The organism is Microbulbifer sp. ALW1 (assembly GCF_009903625.1).
In the GTDB taxonomy this organism is placed as follows: domain Bacteria; phylum Pseudomonadota; class Gammaproteobacteria; order Pseudomonadales; family Cellvibrionaceae; genus Microbulbifer.
On the sequence record NZ_CP047569.1, the window covers coordinates 3,750,018 to 3,766,676 of the forward strand.

The following is a 16,659-nucleotide window of genomic DNA, read 5'->3' on the forward strand; positions in this document are numbered from 1 at the left end:
AAAGAAACGGAACAAGATACGGAGAAAGAACCAATGAGCGTACTTCTCGACATCAGCCATATCGATATGGAATTCCCTACCCCAAAGGGTCCGTTTACCGCCCTGCGGGACGTGGACCTGAAAATTACCCAGGGCGAATTTGTCTCCCTGATCGGCCACTCCGGCTGTGGTAAATCCACCGTGCTGAATGTAGTTGCCGGTCTCTACCAGGCCACCCGCGGCGGCGTTATCCTGAGCGGCAAGGAAGTCACCGAACCGGGCCCGGAACGTGCGGTAGTATTCCAGAATCACTCCCTGCTGCCCTGGCTGAGTGCTTATGAAAATGTGGAGCTGGCGGTCAAACAGGTTTTTGGCCGCAGTAAATCCAAAGCGGAAATGCGCGAGTGGATCGAGCACAATCTCGACCTGGTACACATGAGCCATGCCATGCATAAACGCCCGGACGAAATTTCCGGTGGCATGAAACAGCGTGTGGGTATCGCCCGGGCACTCGCCATGCAACCCAAAGTACTACTGATGGACGAACCCTTCGGTGCACTGGACGCACTGACCCGCGCTCATATGCAGGACTCCCTGATGGAGATTCAGGCGGAGCTGAACAACACCGTCATTATGATCACCCACGACGTGGATGAAGCCGTACTGCTGTCAGATCGCATCGTGATGATGACCAATGGCCCTGCAGCCACTATCGGCGAAATTCTGGATGTCGACCTGGAGCGCCCTCGCCACCGCCTCGAGCTTGCGGATGATCCACTTTACAACCAGTATCGAGCCAAGGTTCTGAAGTTCCTGCATGAACGCCACAGCAAACCCGACGTGCCATTGAAAAAATCCGCGAAATCTAAAACGGCAGTCCCAAAATCCAAGGAACACCACGTACAGAAAGAAGCGGTGGAAGACGCGGCCTGACCGTTTAGCGTATTACTTTTCGATTTTAGTTGTACTTCTTTAGTTGTACCTCCCGACACCAGTTTCCGTGTCGGCAGGCCCTCCTTTTACCAGAAATCGCGTATTTCGGGCAAAAGGGGAAAATTATTAACTTGTTTTTAATCTCCTTAACAGGAAAACCCTATGAAAAGCCAAAAACAATTTTTCCAGTCTTCAGTTCGCAAAAATCTGCTGTCCCTCGCCGTTGGAGCCATGGCGGTGGCACCGGCCTTCGCACAGGAAATGGCCGAGCAGCAAGCGCCGGAAGTCACCAGTATTGCCGATGCGTTGTCACAGGGCGATGTAACGCTCGGCTTCCGTGCCCGCTCTGAATTTGTCGACGTAGATGGCAGCGACGTGGATCTCACCAGCCTGCAGACCCGTCTGACCTTCACCTCTGCGGCCTACGAAGGCTTCAGCACCCTGATCGAAATGGACGATGTTACCCACATCACCGAATTTGAGGGCGGCGTCGGTGACCCGGAAGGTACCGAAGTCAACCAGGCCTACCTCGCTTATGCCAGCGGTGCCACCACCTTCAAATACGGACGCCAGCGTATCCTGCTGGACAACCAGCGTTTCGTCGGCGGTGTCGGCTTCCGCCAGAACGAACAGACCTACGATGCCTTCAGCGTTACCAATACCAGCCTCGCCGATACCACCCTGTTCCTGGCCCGCGTCAGTAACGTCAATCGCATTTTTGGTGAGGACAGTCCGGTTGGCGATCACACCAATGATACCTATCTGCTCAACGGCAAATACGCGGGCCTTTCCGTGGGCACTCTCAGCGGTTACGCCTACCTGATCGACAACGAAGATGCCGCCGCCTTCTCTACCGACACCTACGGTGTGCGCTTCGCAGGCAGCCAGGCCAACCTCGGTTACACCCTGGAATATGCGATGCAATCCGCTGCGGCGAACAATCCAGCGAGCTATGACGCGGACTACCTGCTGGCTGAAGGTAGCTACAAGGTAGGGGGCATTACTCTAGCTGCGGGCTACGAATTACTCGGTGCAGACGGCGCCGATGGACAGTTCATCACCCCACTGGCAACTCTGCATAAATTTCAAGGCTGGTCTGACAAGTTCCTGGGTGGCGGTACCGGCAACATCTCTGGCGGAATCGAGGATGTCTACCTTTCGGTGGGCACCAGCCTGTCTGGCGTAAAACTCGCGCTCAACTACCACCAGCTGAGCTCCGACGACAGTGGTGTATCCGGTATGGACAAGCTTGGCAGTGAGGCGGGCTTTCTGGTGGCCGGAAAATTGGCCGGGGTAAACCTCAGCATGAAATACAGTGCTTATACAGCCGACGACTTTAGCGCTGATACCGACAAACTGTGGCTGACAGCGCAAGCACAATTCTGAATTTTTCCGTCACAGATCAAAGTAACCTGAGACCCAAGTAACCCGAGATCAAAGTAACCCAACCACACTCGTTGAGTCTTACCCGGCCGCAAGGCCGGGGTTTTTTCTTTGTCCTGTCTTTTCTCACGGGTAAGCAATTACCAACAAACCTCCACCTTTTCCCAACCCACTCAATTCAGGGACGTGAAAATGAGATACGCCTTCTGCCTGATTTTCCTGCTGATCTGGGGTGATGCCCTCGCGAATAGCGAAGTGCAAGATTTCAGTATGGGAGATGCCATCAACATCGCCGGACGCCAGAGAATGCTGTCCCAGAGGATTACCCAGTCCTATATTTTGCGGGGAATCCAACCCGGTACCGAAAAGCACCAGCAAGTATTCGAGCGGTCGATGAATGAGTTTGAACGCAACCTGAAGCAACTGGCAGCGTTCGAAGCGGCAGCGCCAGTCCGCAGTACCTTGTCTCTGGTACAGGAAGAGTGGCAGGCATTTTCTGCGATTGCGCGCCAGCCGGTGAATAAATTTACTGCGGCAGAGCTGTTCAAACTCAGCAATAGCCTGCTTCCCGCTGCCCACACTTACGTCATGCGCCTGCAGGCACTTGCCAAGCACAGCAGCGCGGAACTGGTAAACGTCTCCGGTCGTCAGCGTATGTTGTCACAACGTATCGCCAAAAATTATGTGGCGCAATTCTGGGGCGTGGCCGGAAACGATGGCACCCGGCTTTTGTACGAAGACCTGGCTGAGTTCGAGCAGATGCTGGGCTTTCTTATGGAAAGCCCCCTTAATACGCCGGAGATCACCCGCAACCTGCTGAAAACGCAAGGACACCTGAGCTACGCTAGCCGCGGTTTTGATGGGGAAATGCAAATGTCGGAAGCCCGGCAAATTCACGTAGTGACCGGAACTACCGACATCATGTTGCGGAATATGAACGTCATCACCGGCCAGTATGCGCAGTTACTGAACGCGGTAGAGATTGCAGCCCGCTGATAACGGACTTGCTCAGTCATTCCCAAGTAAGTGCAGAAAGAATGTTGAACTCTTGGCGTGGCCTGAAGCGTACAGCTGTTGTGTCTTGCCTCGACGGACAGGGTGGCCCCCTTTCCTAGAGGTAAGGCGCAGCAGATGTGCGCTTCAGGCCGCGTCCTACAAGGCTACTTGGCGGTGGACATATAGGTGATCAGCGCCACGTAGTCCTCATCGGAGCAATGGAAGCAGAGCCCGGCCGGTGGCATCGCATTGAAGCCGTCGCGGGCGTGCTTGACCATAGTATCCATGCCTTTGGCCAGGCGCGGCTTCCAGGCTCCGACATCACCCGTAGCCGGCGCCCCCACCAGACCTTTCTCGTGACAACCGCCACAGGTTTGCTGGTAGGTCTCCAGTAGTTTCGGTGAAATATGCACAGCATCCACTTCAGTGACTGGTTGCGTCTCCACTTTCTGATCCGTCATTTCCTGAACGGCGACATCCTGCGCAGGCGCTTCGGGCGCCGTCACTTCGGAAGATTTTTCGCTGCAGCCGAAAAGCAGTGCGCTAAATGCAAACGCGGCGACCGCGTGGGAAAAAGTGTGTGCAGACAAGATACGCCCTCTTTTTATTTACTTGTTTATTCGTTAAGTCCCGTTGTACTGGTTATCCGCATACGGGACAAGTGCTGTTACTAGCCAGGGCCAGGGCTCGCCACTCGAGGCTTCCAGCCTCGAACAGCTGTAGTTTGTTCAGACTGCTCACCGGCAAGCCCGCGATCAGCTTGATCGCTTCAAGCGCCTGGGCGCTGCCCATCATGCCCAGCGCGGGACCAATCACACCTACGGTGGAACAGTTCTCCGCCTCTGGCAAATCGCTCTGCTCGGCTGCCGGTGGGAACAGGCAGGCGTAACAGGGGCTATCTTCTGCTCGAAAATCAAAGCTCACCAGCTGTCCGGAGAAACCGCGTACCGAAGCCATTACTACTGGTACCTTTTGGGTACGACAGACGCGATTGATCGTGTGACGGATATTGAGATTGTCGGTGCAGTCCAGTACCAGGTCGAATGACTGCTTGGATAGCAAATCCGTGAGCCAACCTTCGTCGGCCATCCGGCAGTGGGCGAGAATGCGGATCTCCGGATTGGCAGCGGTCAGCTGCTGTGCCGCCACCTGAGCTTTGTCCTTATCCCGGTGATTGGTCCTGTAGAGCACCTGACGCTGCAGGTTAGAGATTTCCACCGTGTCACCGTCTACCAGATGCAGCTCGCCAATGCCGGCAGCGGCCAGATACAGTGCCGCCGGGCTACCCAAACCACCAAGGCCGACAATCAGTACCCGCGCAGCACCCAGCTTCTCCTGCCCCGCCTCTCCAATCTGCGGCAACATGATCTGGCGGCTGTAACGCTGTAGCTGTTTACGACTCAACACGGCTCGGCTTCTCTCGGTACGTTTTCGGCTATTCAATCACTGCTCGCAATTGTGCCACAGCCTCGCGATAGTCGGGGGCCCGGGTAATGGCAGTAACTACCGCAATACTGCCCACCCCGCTGGCGGCCACCGCCGGCGCCCGCTCAAGATTGATGCCACCAATGGCGACCAGCGGATAATCCGGCAACAGTGCCGCCATTCGGGCAAGCTTCTGCGGCCCCTGTAACTGGCCGCTCATATCCTTGGTATTGGTGGCGTAGATGGCGCCGATGGCCAGGTAGCTGGGACGATATTGGTGGGCGTACAGCAGTTCAAAAAAGCCATGTGTACTGATACCGAGCTCGAGTCCCGCCTGCTGGATCGCCTTCAGGTCGGCGGTTTGCAAGTCTTCCTGCCCGAGGTGTACCCCGTAGGCACCGCACTCGATGGCGAGCTGCCAGTGGTCGTTGATAAATAGGCGCAGGTCGTAACGGCGGCCGATAGCAACGGCCTGCTCAATCTGCGCTTTCAGGTCGTTGCCCGGGTGCTTGATGCGCAGTTGCAGGGTACGCACCCCCTCCTCCGCCAGCTTCTCGATCCACTCCACGGTTTCCACCACCGGGTAGACCCCGAGCTTGTTGGAGTCTGGCTGCGCGAATTCGGCGGCAAAATTCGCTGCCGCCGTTTCACTATACGTTCCGAAGGACTTTGCACGCTCGCTGCCGGCAACCAGCACCTCCGGAAAGTCCTGCAACTCTGTGGGCCAGCCACAGTGCCCCACAGGGCCCGCACCCGCACCAATGTGTTCGCTGTTGCCCAACCGCAGTCCGCGGCGCACATAGGCATTGGCCACCACACAGGCGTCTTTCAGTGGGTAGCCCAGCGCCAATAACGCCGCGATTGCGGAAGACAGGGTGCAGCCGGTGCCGTGGGCATTGCGGGTGTCGATCTTTTTGCCGATCAGCCAGTCGTTGCTGGTGCCCTCACCGGATCCGGAGCACAACAGGTCTGCCGTAGTACCCGGTTCAAGTTCAAAGTGGCCACCGGTCACCAGCAGAGCCACGTGTCGATTGCCTCGCACCTTGTGTGCGGCCTTGAGAATGGCTTCTGCGCTGTCAGCACCAGTTCCGGCCAGCCATTCCAACTCAATACTGTTGGGTGTGATCAGGTCGCACAGGGGCAGCAGCTCGCTCAGTACGGCAGCGCCAGTGCTGTCTTCGGTCAACTGTGCGCCGCTGGTGGCGACGGCGACCGGGTCGTAGATCACCGGGATTGTCTCACCACGGGGTTTCAACGCGCGCAGGAACTCGGCCACCAGACGAACCTGTCCGGCATTTGCCAGCAGGCCGATCTTGATGGCGGCGGGTTTGAGATCGGCGAGCAGCGCGTCCAGCTGCGATTGCAGCACCTCATCGGATACCGCATTGATCGCTGGCACACCAAGGGTGTTCTGGGCGGTATTCGCAGTGATGGCACTGCACCCGTGGACGCCGAGATCGTGCATGGTGAGCAGGTCCGCCTGAATACCCGCACCGCCACCGGAATCACTGCCGGCGATGGTCCAGACAATTGGGCGCTGGTGTTCTGTATCGTTCATACCTTCTCGCCCTCGCCTTTTTCCCCCTCGCCTTTTTCCCCCTCGACTTTCTCCCCCTCGCCATTTTTCTCGATATGTTCGGCGCTGAGAGTCTGCTGCCAGAACGGCATATCCAGTGTCGGAGTACTGGGGCTGGCGGTCTGGCGCTTGAGCATCAGCCCCGCATTGCGTGCGGCGCGGCCAGACTGTACAGCAAGCTTGAAGGACTCCGCCATCAGTACCGGGTTCTGGGCTTTGGCGATGGCGGTGTTGAGCAGTACCGCATCGAAGCCCATTTCCATGGCTTCACACGCCTGGGACGGCGCGCCGATACCCGCATCGATAATCAGCGGCGTATCCGGCAGCCGCTCACGTAGCGTCTGCAAATTGTATTTGTTCATCAGGCCGCGACCAGTGCCGATGGGAGAACCCCAGGGCATCAGTACTTGGCAACCTACATCCAGTAATTTGCGGCATACCACCAGATCGTCGGTGCAATAGGGTAATACCTTGAAGCCCCGATTGATCAGCTCCCGCGCGGCCTCGATCAGCCCGAAAGGATCCGGTTGCAAGTTGTAGTCATCGCCGATCACTTCCAGCTTGAGCCAGTCAGTACCGAAAATTTCTCGGCTCATTTCTGCCAGGGCGATGACTTCTTTCGGGGTTTTGCAGCCGGCGGTGTTGGGCAACAACTGGCAACCGGAATCCTGAATATAGTCCCAGATCATTTTTCCCTGCTGCTGCGCTGGGCTCTGGCGGCGCAGGGAGAGGGTAATGATTTCCGATCCGGAGGCGGCGACGGATTCGCGCATGATCGCCGGTGACGGATAGAGTGCGGTGCCTACCAGTAAACGGCTATCGAATACCTTGCTGTAGAGTTTCAGTTTATCGGCCATGTGCTCTCTCCTTTCAGCCTCCGACTACCGGGGCGACGATATCCAGGCTATCACCCGCATTCAGCAATGTTTGCTCGTAGGTGGCACGGGGCACGAAGTTGCCGTTTAAGGCAACAGCGAATGTCTCGCCGCTGTAGCCCAGTTGTAGCAACAATTCCGACAATGATGTTTCACTTTCAAAATTGCGTTGTTCACCGTTGACCAGTAATTGCATCAGGTCACCTGTTCTGTCGTTTGGATGAATTTGAAAATTTCGCTTTCGGCCTGGGCTACCAGCGCGGGGGCTAGCAGGTAGCCGTGGCGGAAAAGGCCATTGATTCGGATAAGACCCGGCTCACTTTCCACTACCGGTAAGTTATCCATGGTGGCGGGACGGCAATTGACGCGGGTTTCAATGACACGGGCTTCGGCGAATGCGGGGTGAATCGAATAGAGTGCGCTGGAGAGTTCCATGGTGGAGCGCAGGGATATGGGGCTCCTGTCTTCGCTTTCGATTTCGGTGGCGCCGATGACTGTCTGATTGTTGGCTCTGGGTACGGCGTAGAGTTGGTATCTGGGATGCAGCAGGCGCACGGGGCGGTTTAATTGCACTTCCGGGGTTTCTACGACCATGACTTCGCCGCGGACGCCGCGCAGGCCATTGATCTGATTTTTTGCACCGAGGCCGCGGGTGTCGATGACCAAGTCGAAGTATTCGTTGCCGTTTTCGGTCTGGATTGTTTCGGGGGCGCAATCTACCGGGGTGTTTTCGCGGATTTCGATTTCGCTTTGCTTGAGCGCTTTGAGCAGCGCCGGCAGTAGTTTGCGGTTGTCGATGTCGGCTTCGGAGGCGAGGTACAGGCCCTGGTCGAAGCGGTCGAGTTCAGGCTCTAGGTCTCGCAGGGCGTTGTTGTCTAGCCATTGCAGTTGGTCGCGGTTATCCGAGCCCAGTTTGGCGTTGAGCTCCTGTTGGAATTGCAGGAGTTCGCTGCGGTCTTGTGGGTGGGCGATGAGGATGCTGCCTTTTTCGCGATAATCGACTTTAGTGCCAGTCGCCTGTTCCAGCTGTTTTGCCCAATCTGGCCAGTATTGCAGGCTTTGCATGCCGAGTTGATAGATGGGGAGTGGGCAGTGGAACAGTTCGGAGAGTGGCGAGATCATGCCGGCGGCGGTGTGGCAGGCGCCCGCTGGGCTTTCCAAACTACCGGAGTCGAACAAGGTTATCTGGTGGCCTTTTTCAGACAAACGCCAGGACAGAAGGCGCCCCATCAGTCCAGCGCCTGCCACTGCGATATTTAAGTTTTTCTCTGCCACTTTGGGGTCCGTGGTACTCAGTCGGATAGCTTAGGGGCGGCAGCGCTACGGGTAAGCCTTTGCCAGACACGGGCTAGGCGCCCCCCCTTAACCCATCCATGGGGGCTCTTCTGCGAGGTCCCTCTCGCAGAAGGTCTGGCAAAGGCTTACCCGCATCGCTGCCTTCGCTTTTAGCTCTGTGCTTTCTATCGCCCGAAATCAACCCTTGTGGTAGATCTCGGAGCCCATATCCATAAATTTTATGGACATTTCTTCCATGCCCTTGCTGGCTTCTGCTTCCTGCTTTGCCGCGTAGTCACGGACGTCTTGGGTAATTTTCATTGAACAGAATTTCGGGCCACACATGGAGCAGAAGTGGGCGACCTTGCCGGATTCTTTTGGCAGGGTTTCATCGTGGTACATGCGCGCGCGTTCGGGGTCGAGGCCGAGGTTGAATTGGTCTTCCCAGCGGAATTCGAAGCGGGCTTTGGAGAGGGCGTCGTCGCGTTTGTAGGCGCGGGGGTGGCCTTTGGCGAGGTCGGCGGCGTGGGCGGCGATTTTGTAGGCCATTAGGCCTTCTTTTACGTCTTCTTTGTTGGGCAGGCCGAGGTGCTCTTTGGGGGTTACGTAGCAGAGCATGGCGCAGCCCATGCTGCCGATCATGGCGGCGCCGATGCCGGAGGTAATGTGGTCGTAGCCTGGAGCTATGTCGGTGGTCAGGGGGCCGAGGGTATAGAAGGGGGCGCCGTGGCAGTGCTCCAGCTGTTCGTCCATGTTTTGTTTGATCTTGTGCATGGGCACGTGGCCGGGGCCTTCGATCATGGTTTGGACGTCGTGTTTCCAGGCAATTTCGGTGAGTTCGCCGAGGGTGTGCAGTTCGCCGAACTGGGCTTCGTCGTTGGCGTCGGCGATACAGCCAGGGCGCAGGCCGTCGCCCAATGAGAAGCTGACGTCGTAGGCTTTCAGGATTTCACAAATATCCTCGAAGTGGGTGTAGAGGAAGTTTTCTTTGTGGTGGGCGAGGCACCATTTGGCCATGATGGAGCCACCGCGCGAGACGATGCCGGTGACGCGTTTGGCGGTGAGAGGTACGTAGCGCAGCAATACGCCGGCGTGGATGGTGAAGTAGTCGACGCCCTGCTCTGCCTGTTCAATCAAGGTATCGCGGAATACGTCCCAGTTGAGGTCTTCGGCAATGCCGTCGACTTTTTCCAGGGCCTGGTAGATCGGTACGGTGCCGATGGGGACCGGTGAGTTACGCAGGATCCATTCGCGGGTTTCGTGGATGTTCTGGCCGGTGGAAAGATCCATTACGGTGTCGCCGCCCCATTTGATGGACCAGACGAGTTTTTCCACTTCTTCTTCGATAGAGGAGGTGATCGCGGAGTTGCCGATGTTGGAGTTCACTTTACACAGGAAGTTGCGGCCGATGATCATCGGTTCCAGTTCTGTGTGATTGATGTTCGCGGGGATAATGGCACGGCCTTCGGCGACTTCGCGGCGGACGAATTCCGGGGTGATTTGTGGCGGAATGTAGATGCCTTCGCGAGCTTTCTGATAGTCCGTTGTCGTCAGCTCCTCAGCGATTTTCGCGCGACCCATGTTTTCGCGGATGGCGATAAATTCCATCTCCGGGGTGATGATGCCCTGGCGCGCGTAGTGCATCTGGGTGACGTTCTTGCCGGGCTTGGCTTTGCGCGGTGCGGGCAGGTTATCGAAGCGGATATGGTCGAGGCCCTGGTCGGCCATGCGTTTCTGGCTGTAGGCGGCCTGGCGGGTGTCGAGTATTTCGGTGTCGTCGCGGGCTTCGATCCATTGCTGGCGCAGTTTCGGCAGGCCTTCACGGACGTTGGGTTTGTAATCTGGGTCGGAGTATGGGCCGGCGGTGTCGTAGACCTGCAACGGTTCATTGGGCTCAAATACGGGGTTTTGTTCGTCGCCGCCGACGAGGCTTTGGCCCAGGCAGATTTCGCGAACGCCGACCTTGACGCCTTTGTGCTCCCCTTGCAGATAGACTTTGCGGGAGTTGGGGAATTGTTGGGCGGTGAGGTTATCGAGGAATTTTTTGGCACTTTCCTGCTGTTCGGCGCGGCTCTTCTTATTTGTTTTATTAGTGTTGGTTTTTGGTTCGGCGACTTGAGACATGCTGACCCCTTGCGTCATTTCTGACGTTCCATGGATGGTATCCGTGAGTGGATGCCGGGGGGCAGATGGGAGAGCGGGTTTCGGACGCGCAGATTTAAAATCAAATTTAAATCTGGATTCAAACATGCGTACGAAAAGTAGCGAATTCAGATCTTGTTCCCTACGCGGGGGTTACCCCGATCAGGTTCAACGGATCTCGCAACAGCGATCTCAGCCCAAAGGCACTCCGACAAGTTGGGGCCGAGTATAGTGGTAATTTGACCGGAAGGACAAGTCTTTGGGAATTTGAGGTGTGGTTCTGCGCCCCGTATTGGGTTTTTCGCGGCTTGAAGGTCCGTTGTACTTCGTAGCACTTCTAGTGGCGCCCGGTCACTGGGTAGTAGCTTTCAGGACCGCTGTGAATACGTCCCTGTACGCTGCGTCGGCGACGTCCATGTCGCCGACGCTCCTGAAAGCTACTACCCAGCGCCCGGCCTTCGATTCACACTTCTGACTTCGATTTCACCATCTGGCTTCGTAGTGGTTAGATCACCAGCGTCTTTTGATAGCTCATTTCTCGGATGGCGTAGCTCACGCCTTCTCTGCCTACGCCGCTTTCTTTTACACCGCCGAAGGGGAAATGTTCAGCGCGGAAGCCCGGGCCGTCGTTGACGGCGAGAAGGCCTACGTCCAGTTGGTTGTATAGACGTTTTGCCAAGGCGAGGTTTTGGGTGAATACGCCGGCTTGCAGGCCGAAGGGTGAACTATTGATCAAGGAAACCAGTTCTGCTTCGTCATCGAACTTGCGCAGCGGAACAACCGGACCAAAGGTTTCTTCCGCAACCAGTTCGGCGTCGTCGGCGACGTTGTCGAGGATGGTTGGCCAGAGGATATTGCCTTCGCGCTTGTGACCAAACAAAACATTTGCACCGCGCTGTACGGCAGATTCGATGCGTCCTGCCACTTCATCGGCAGCGGCGGTGTGGATCAGGGGGCCGACGAAGGTGTCGTCAAGAGCGGGGTCGCCGACGTTTAGGTTGGCGGTGGCGGTGACGAGTTTTTCGGCGAAAGCATCGAACACTTCGCTGTGGACAAACAAACGTTTGGCGGCGGTGCAGCGTTGACCGGCAGTGGCAAAGCGTTGGTTGATGGTGGCGTTTACCGCCGCATCGAGGTCGGCGTCGGGCATGACGATGAGCGGGTCGTTGCCGCCGAGTTCGAACAGCATTTTTTTGTAGCCGGCGTTCTTCGCGATGGCGTTGGCGGCGGCGGTGCCACCGGTGAAGTTGATCGCCTGGATTTCCCGGTGGGACACCGCGTAGCTGGTGGCTTCGATATCCGGGATCAGCATTTGCAGTACGGATTTGTCCATGCCGGCGGCGTAGCAGAGTTCTACCAGCAGCTCCGCGGAACGTTTGTTCTGCGGGCCGGGTTTGAACAGGATGGTGTTGCCTGCGGCAAAGGCGGGGCCGATTTTGTGTACTGCGATGTTGATCGGGAAGTTGAACGGCGTGATGCACAGCACGGTGCCCAGCGGCTTCCACAGTACCACGCCGATTTTTTCGCGCATGGGCGGGAAGGCGTCGGAGTCGAGGGCTTCGCCGTTGATATTACGGGCTTCCATGGCGCTGGACAGGGCGGTGTTGTAGGCGCGGTCGATTTCGATTCGGCTGTCACTGATGGTTTTGCCGGTTTCTTCACAAATCAAACGGGCCAGGTCTTCCTTGCGTTCCAGCATTAGCTGGGCAAGTTTCATCAGGATATTCGAGCGCTCAAATGCGGGGGTGGCCAGCTGGGTTTGGCGGCCGGCCACCAGGGTTTGGATCGCCTGCTCTACTTGTTCTTTGGTGTGGAAGTCGTAGGCTTCGATCTGCTCGCCGTTGTAGGGGTTAATAATCTGATAATCGGCCATCGTATATACCTAAATTCTTATGCTACAAACAACTGGTAAACAATACGCGCCCCGGCAATCACGAGTGCCGCGCGCATTAAGTTGAAAAAAACTTCGCTGTTGATCCGGTTCAATAGTGCAATACCGATGCGGGTACCAATTACCGCAGCTATGGTGAGTAGCAGGATCAGCCCCAGATGATCGGAAAAGGCAAATCCCAGATAAATAAACGCAGGCACCTTGAGTGCGTGGCACCAGGCCTGCATCACGGATTTGTTCGCCACAATCTCTTTGGGCGTCATATCCTTGCGCACAAAGAAAGCGGCCAGCAGCGGATCTACCGCACCGGCGACAATACCCAATGTACCGGTAGCGATGCCCACCCAGAAAAAATTGCGCGGCTTCAGTCGGATTTCCGGCAGTTTTTTCGGTTTGAAAACGGTGTAGAAAATCAGCACTGCCAGCAACACCAACGGCAGCTGTTTCCAGTCGAGATTGGCTAGCCCCAGGGTCATAGCAGCGGAGCCCAGGGTGCAACCAATAAAGAACGGTATGCATTGCTCCCAGCGGATATGTTCGCGCACGTAGGCAACGCGCGCGAGATTATTCAGCAGCTGCACGGCGCCGTGAATCGGCACCAGGGCACGCAACGGAATAACCACGTTCAATGCGGCAAACATCAAAATGCCGCCCGCGCCGCCGGTCACCGCGGAGATAAACGCGCTGACCACGCAGACAGCAAGTAACAGCCCAAGGGCAAGGCCGGGGCTCTGGTCTGGCATCAGGCTTAACAGCGAACCCAGCTCCGCCAAGGACTACCCCCACGCTTTGAACAGTGACTGATATTAATGCGAACGTATTCGTTCGAACGGTTTTTGAGCGATGGCCAGTCTACCCATATGACAGGCTTAAACCCAGTAGTCACGGGCCTGCAGCTGGTCATTTAGGGACATAATCAGCGAATTAGGGCGTTGTTCTGGCTACCCTAAACTGGAGCCATGAAGCCCGATACCAGTACCGCCATGCGCGAGATCATCTCGGAAGTCCGCACCACCCTGCCCTTCACCATGCCGGCAGCCGAGCTATGTGCGGGCCCTTGCCAGGGCTGCGCGAAGAAGTTGTTGGAGTATCTGGATCAGGAGATCGAGGAATGGGAAAGCCGCCTGGATGCGGATGAGAAACCGACTCTTGGTGAAGTCTCCAGGTTCGCCAAGACGTGCACCCGTATTCACAAGGCAATTGCGGCGAATGGGTTAATTACTTCGGATCATACCCAGTAAAACGCACTGAATCCCTTCTGTGGCGGCCAAGCACCGGGAGTGGCTTTTCAGGACCGCTGTGAACCCATCCCTGGGCGCTGCGGCGCAAACATCCTGTTTGCGACGCTCCTGAAAAGCCACTCCCGGTACTCGCCCTTCCAACTTACCCCTTGCACTCCGACGAAATAACCTTCATACGAAGCCCAATAGGTTCGACTGAAGGTAGTGTGCCGGGGATCCGTTTTCGAAAGCGTCGGCGACAGGGACGTCGCCGACGCAGCGTACAGGGATGTATTCACAGCGGTTTCGAAAACGGATACCCGGTGCACTTCCGCCACAGGAGAGTTTAAAAAGCTCGATGATTCGGAGCTAAGAACTCTGACAGATCAAAGCGAGTTCAAAAAAGCTTTTACGGCATTGCGGTCACCAGCACTCATCGATTCATAATTCAATCGACTCTGAGTGGCTTCACCGCCATGCCAGAGAATCGCCTCATCCAGCGTGCGTGCCCGTCCATCGTGGAGGTAACGCACATTCTCCTCGCCATTTTGAACATACTTGAGACTGCCCAATCCCCACAGCGGCGCCGTCCGCCACAAGTTACCGGCAGCCTCCCCTTGCACAAGAGAGTCGGCAAGATCCGGCCCCATATCATGCAACAGCAGATCGGTATACGGCTTGATCTGTTGATTGCGCAGTTCCGCCAGCGGGTGCCGGTCCGAAGTCGTGAACGAAGCCTTGTGACAACCGGTGCAGCCCGCGTCACCAAACTTCTGTTCACCCAAAGTAATTTCCTGTGGATTCAGTTCGTGCTCCGGCGACACGCGGATACCCGCAGGATAGCCACTGCGCAGACTGCGCTGGGCAGGAACGCCCAGCAACGCCAGATACTGATGCAGACGCGTCAGTTCGGTTTCCGAGACATGCGTCGAGACACCCGCTACATGGCAGTTGTCATCACTCTTCTGGCAGTCCCGCAGTGGATATACCGGTGAAGTGATCCCCATATCCTGCACCAGTGCTTCCGCAACCTGATGCCGCAACCCCGCCTTTGCCGCCTTCCAACCCAAGCGCCCGAGGCGGGTTTGCCCGGTTTCCGGATCCGTCACAAAATTCGCGCGGCCGCGGATACCATCGCCATTGCTGTCCTCTGGATCTGCATTGGCCAGTATGTCAGCCTCATCAATTGCCTCCAGTAACCCAAGGCCAATTACCTGCGGCGCCTGGCGCACGGAAAAGGTATCCGGCACTGCACCCGCAAACTGATACAGTGGTTTTTGTAGTTCCACCTGGGTGCCATCGTTCAGCGTCCGGTACTGGGTCTGCATCGATTGAATGCGCACCGAGTAATCCGTCGCGCCGCTATCCTGCACCTGCTGCTGGATATTGAAACCGTACACCGGATGGGGGTTGCTATTACTGTCACCGGTCAGCACCGAAAGGGTATCCAGTGTCTCGCCTACGGCCACCGTCGCACTGCGACCATTCTGGATATGACAGCCGATACAGCGCTCCGCATTAAAACGTGGACCTAACTGATTACTGTGTGCGGAAAATACCGGGTTTTCGTTGGGAAATTCCGAGTGAACACCATCGTCGAATGATGTGTGGAACAGCCTGCGGCCCTCGACAAAGCGCTGGGTGTTTTGAATCCCGATATTATTCGCCATCTGCTGGAACATCCGCATCGGCTCCTCGGAATAGTTATAGGAAATACTGGTATCGCCACCCAGCAGGGTTTCCTGTGGCAGCGGTTCCGAGTCGAGGTTTGGGTGAATGCCGTACCAGGGACGCACCCCGACACCAACCACATACAATTGCTCAAACGAGTAATAACGCTCACCACCGCCATCAATCACCGGTGTCTGCAATCGCGGCGCTGGCGCCAGCTCAATTTTGTCGCCAACCTGCAACGGGCTGTGCGGATCGGTTCGCCAGTTGGAATCCACTTCCATAAAGCAATCCGGCACCCCCGCATGGCACAGCGGCTGGCCACCTTCATTGGGGTTGTTGAAACCGTAGTTCAGTGACCAGCCGAACTCCGTCACCGTCGGGTCCAGCACATTGCGGAACAGGCTGAAGGTGGTACCGTAGAACGAGCCGGCATTCACGTGCATGTAGAATTGCACCTTGTTGCCACCCGCAGCCACGTTGTCGCGGATCTCCAGGCCAAAGGTGCGGTTCTGAAAATAGAACGGCGGGAATGTCAGGTATCGACCAGGCTGTACATCTTCCCAATCCCAGGGCTCTCCGCGCTCACGTGCGTGACGCTCGGTCGGTCGCGCGCCCATCAGGGTTACCAGGGTGCCATCGGGCTCGGTGTACTGAATCTGCTCCAGTACCTCAATCCCTTCCGGAAACAACGGCACATAGGCCACAGGCCCGGTGGGCTCACCGCCCTCGCCCTCAACCCGGACCTCAAACAGCGAATACCCCCAGGCGTTACCCTCACTCGGCTCAAGTGCCATTACCCGCAGATGCCGGTAGCTGCCGGACAGATCCAGCACATCGGTGCGGTTACCGAAAACGCCATCATTTTTTGACGCCAGCGTTGTCCACTGATTGCCATCATTTGAACCCTGCACCTCAAATCGTTTCGGGTTTGCCGCCTCCCAGTCCAGTTCGATCTTGCCGAGCTCCGTGGAAGCCCCGAGATCAATACTGAGCCAGCTGGGTGTCACGCCATGTTCGGATTCCCAGCGGCTGTAACCACTTCCATCCACCGCGTCCGCCGCCGGACGCAACTGGGTACTCGCCAACACCGGTTTATTCAAAGCCAGGTTTTCCGCAGCCAGAGCGGGCCATGTAGAAGTGGAAAGTAGTGCGGCAACAGCCACAAGCCGCCCCGCGAGGACACCTTGCAGGCGTCGCGTGTTATTGATTTTCCTCATCATGCATTTCCTGATTTATCGCTGATTATTTTTATTTAGTAGATGTTTCAGTGTTGGGAGCAGAACTTCGGAT

14 protein-coding genes and 1 riboswitch are annotated in these 16,659 nt (G+C 56.7%); of the genes, 4 read left to right on the plus strand and 10 right to left on the minus strand.

The window, feature by feature from the left end:
• Window positions 1–33 precede the first annotated feature (33 nt).
• From GRX76_RS15515 to GRX76_RS15525, 3 genes are all read left to right on the plus strand, one after another.
• Window positions 34–912, plus strand: coding sequence for an ABC transporter ATP-binding protein (locus GRX76_RS15515; RefSeq protein ID WP_160154139.1), 879 nt, complete (start codon window positions 34–36; stop codon window positions 910–912).
• A gap of 162 nt (window positions 913–1,074) precedes the next feature.
• Window positions 1,075–2,298 carry an alginate export family protein gene (locus GRX76_RS15520; protein WP_160154140.1) on the plus strand — a complete coding sequence of 408 codons (1,224 nt, stop codon included), beginning with the start codon at window positions 1,075–1,077 and terminating at the stop codon, window positions 2,296–2,298.
• Window positions 2,299–2,487: 189 nt separating this feature from the next.
• Window positions 2,488–3,291 (plus strand): type IV pili methyl-accepting chemotaxis transducer N-terminal domain-containing protein, encoded by an 804-nt coding sequence (locus tag GRX76_RS15525; RefSeq protein ID WP_160154141.1) that lies wholly within the window; start codon window positions 2,488–2,490, stop codon window positions 3,289–3,291.
• A gap of 164 nt (window positions 3,292–3,455) precedes the next feature.
• Here the strand turns inward: GRX76_RS15525 and GRX76_RS15530 are convergent, their stop codons facing one another.
• The 9 genes from GRX76_RS15530 to GRX76_RS15570 all read right to left on the minus strand — a co-directional run bounded on the left by GRX76_RS15530 (window position 3,456) and on the right by GRX76_RS15570 (window position 13,248).
• Window positions 3,456–3,881, minus strand: coding sequence for a cytochrome c5 family protein (locus GRX76_RS15530; protein ID WP_236250404.1), 426 nt, complete (start codon window positions 3,879–3,881; stop codon window positions 3,456–3,458).
• Between the two features lie 52 nt (window positions 3,882–3,933).
• On the minus strand, window positions 3,934–4,698 hold the full coding sequence (locus GRX76_RS15535; protein WP_160154142.1) for a HesA/MoeB/ThiF family protein: 765 nt from the start codon (window positions 4,696–4,698) through the stop codon (window positions 3,934–3,936).
• 28 nt (window positions 4,699–4,726) lie between these two features.
• The gene (gene thiE / locus GRX76_RS15540) at window positions 4,727–6,274 is read right to left on the minus strand and encodes a thiamine phosphate synthase (protein WP_160154143.1); all 1,548 of its coding nucleotides are present in this window, start codon (window positions 6,272–6,274) and stop codon (window positions 4,727–4,729) included.
• Window positions 6,271–7,149: a thiazole synthase gene (locus GRX76_RS15545; RefSeq protein ID WP_236250405.1), complete on the minus strand. Its 879-nt coding sequence runs from the start codon at window positions 7,147–7,149 to the stop codon at window positions 6,271–6,273. Before GRX76_RS15545 ends, thiE begins: the two co-directional genes overlap by 4 nt.
• A gap of 13 nt (window positions 7,150–7,162) precedes the next feature.
• On the minus strand, window positions 7,163–7,363 hold the full coding sequence (gene thiS / locus GRX76_RS15550; RefSeq protein WP_160154144.1) for a sulfur carrier protein ThiS: 201 nt from the start codon (window positions 7,361–7,363) through the stop codon (window positions 7,163–7,165).
• Window positions 7,363–8,442: a glycine oxidase ThiO gene (thiO, locus tag GRX76_RS15555; RefSeq protein ID WP_160154145.1), complete on the minus strand. Its 1,080-nt coding sequence runs from the start codon at window positions 8,440–8,442 to the stop codon at window positions 7,363–7,365. Before thiO ends, thiS begins: the two co-directional genes overlap by 1 nt.
• A gap of 198 nt (window positions 8,443–8,640) precedes the next feature.
• Window positions 8,641–10,566: a phosphomethylpyrimidine synthase ThiC gene (gene thiC / locus GRX76_RS15560; RefSeq protein ID WP_160154146.1), complete on the minus strand. Its 1,926-nt coding sequence runs from the start codon at window positions 10,564–10,566 to the stop codon at window positions 8,641–8,643.
• 140 nt (window positions 10,567–10,706) lie between these two features.
• A riboswitch (TPP riboswitch) is annotated at window positions 10,707–10,805 on the minus strand.
• A gap of 284 nt (window positions 10,806–11,089) precedes the next feature.
• Window positions 11,090–12,457, minus strand: a complete 1,368-nt coding sequence (locus GRX76_RS15565) for an aldehyde dehydrogenase family protein (protein WP_160154147.1) — start codon at window positions 12,455–12,457, stop codon at window positions 11,090–11,092.
• 17 nt (window positions 12,458–12,474) lie between these two features.
• Complete coding sequence (locus GRX76_RS15570) at window positions 12,475–13,248, minus strand: sulfite exporter TauE/SafE family protein (RefSeq protein ID WP_160154148.1); 774 nt, start codon at window positions 13,246–13,248, stop codon at window positions 12,475–12,477.
• A gap of 186 nt (window positions 13,249–13,434) precedes the next feature.
• Here GRX76_RS15570 and GRX76_RS15575 point away from each other — a divergent pair, with 186 nt between their 5' ends.
• The gene (locus tag GRX76_RS15575) at window positions 13,435–13,716 is read left to right on the plus strand and encodes a hypothetical protein (protein WP_160154149.1); all 282 of its coding nucleotides are present in this window, start codon (window positions 13,435–13,437) and stop codon (window positions 13,714–13,716) included.
• Between the two features lie 365 nt (window positions 13,717–14,081).
• Here the strand turns inward: GRX76_RS15575 and GRX76_RS15580 are convergent, their stop codons facing one another.
• Window positions 14,082–16,589, minus strand: a complete 2,508-nt coding sequence (locus tag GRX76_RS15580; protein WP_201276839.1) for a di-heme oxidoredictase family protein — start codon at window positions 16,587–16,589, stop codon at window positions 14,082–14,084.
• Window positions 16,590–16,659 lie beyond the last annotated feature (70 nt).

Bases quoted from the DNA above. Each gene is read 5' to 3' on its own strand.
- GRX76_RS15515 (WP_160154139.1), top strand. From the start codon at position 34: ATGAGCGTACTTCTCGACATCAGCCATATCGATATGGAATTCCCTACC.
- GRX76_RS15520 (WP_160154140.1), top strand. From the start codon at position 1,075: ATGAAAAGCCAAAAACAATTTTTCCAGTCTTCAGTTCGCAAAAATCTG.
- GRX76_RS15525 (WP_160154141.1), top strand. From the start codon at position 2,488: ATGAGATACGCCTTCTGCCTGATTTTCCTGCTGATCTGGGGTGATGCC.
- thiE (WP_160154143.1), bottom strand. From the start codon at position 6,274: ATGAACGATACAGAACACCAGCGCCCAATTGTCTGGACCATCGCCGGC.
- GRX76_RS15545 (WP_236250405.1), bottom strand. From the start codon at position 7,149: ATGGCCGATAAACTGAAACTCTACAGCAAGGTATTCGATAGCCGTTTA.
- thiS (WP_160154144.1), bottom strand. From the start codon at position 7,363: ATGCAATTACTGGTCAACGGTGAACAACGCAATTTTGAAAGTGAAACA.
- thiC (WP_160154146.1), bottom strand. From the start codon at position 10,566: ATGTCTCAAGTCGCCGAACCAAAAACCAACACTAATAAAACAAATAAG.
- GRX76_RS15565 (WP_160154147.1), bottom strand. From the start codon at position 12,457: ATGGCCGATTATCAGATTATTAACCCCTACAACGGCGAGCAGATCGAA.
- GRX76_RS15575 (WP_160154149.1), top strand. From the start codon at position 13,435: ATGAAGCCCGATACCAGTACCGCCATGCGCGAGATCATCTCGGAAGTC.
- GRX76_RS15580 (WP_201276839.1), bottom strand. From the start codon at position 16,589: ATGATGAGGAAAATCAATAACACGCGACGCCTGCAAGGTGTCCTCGCG.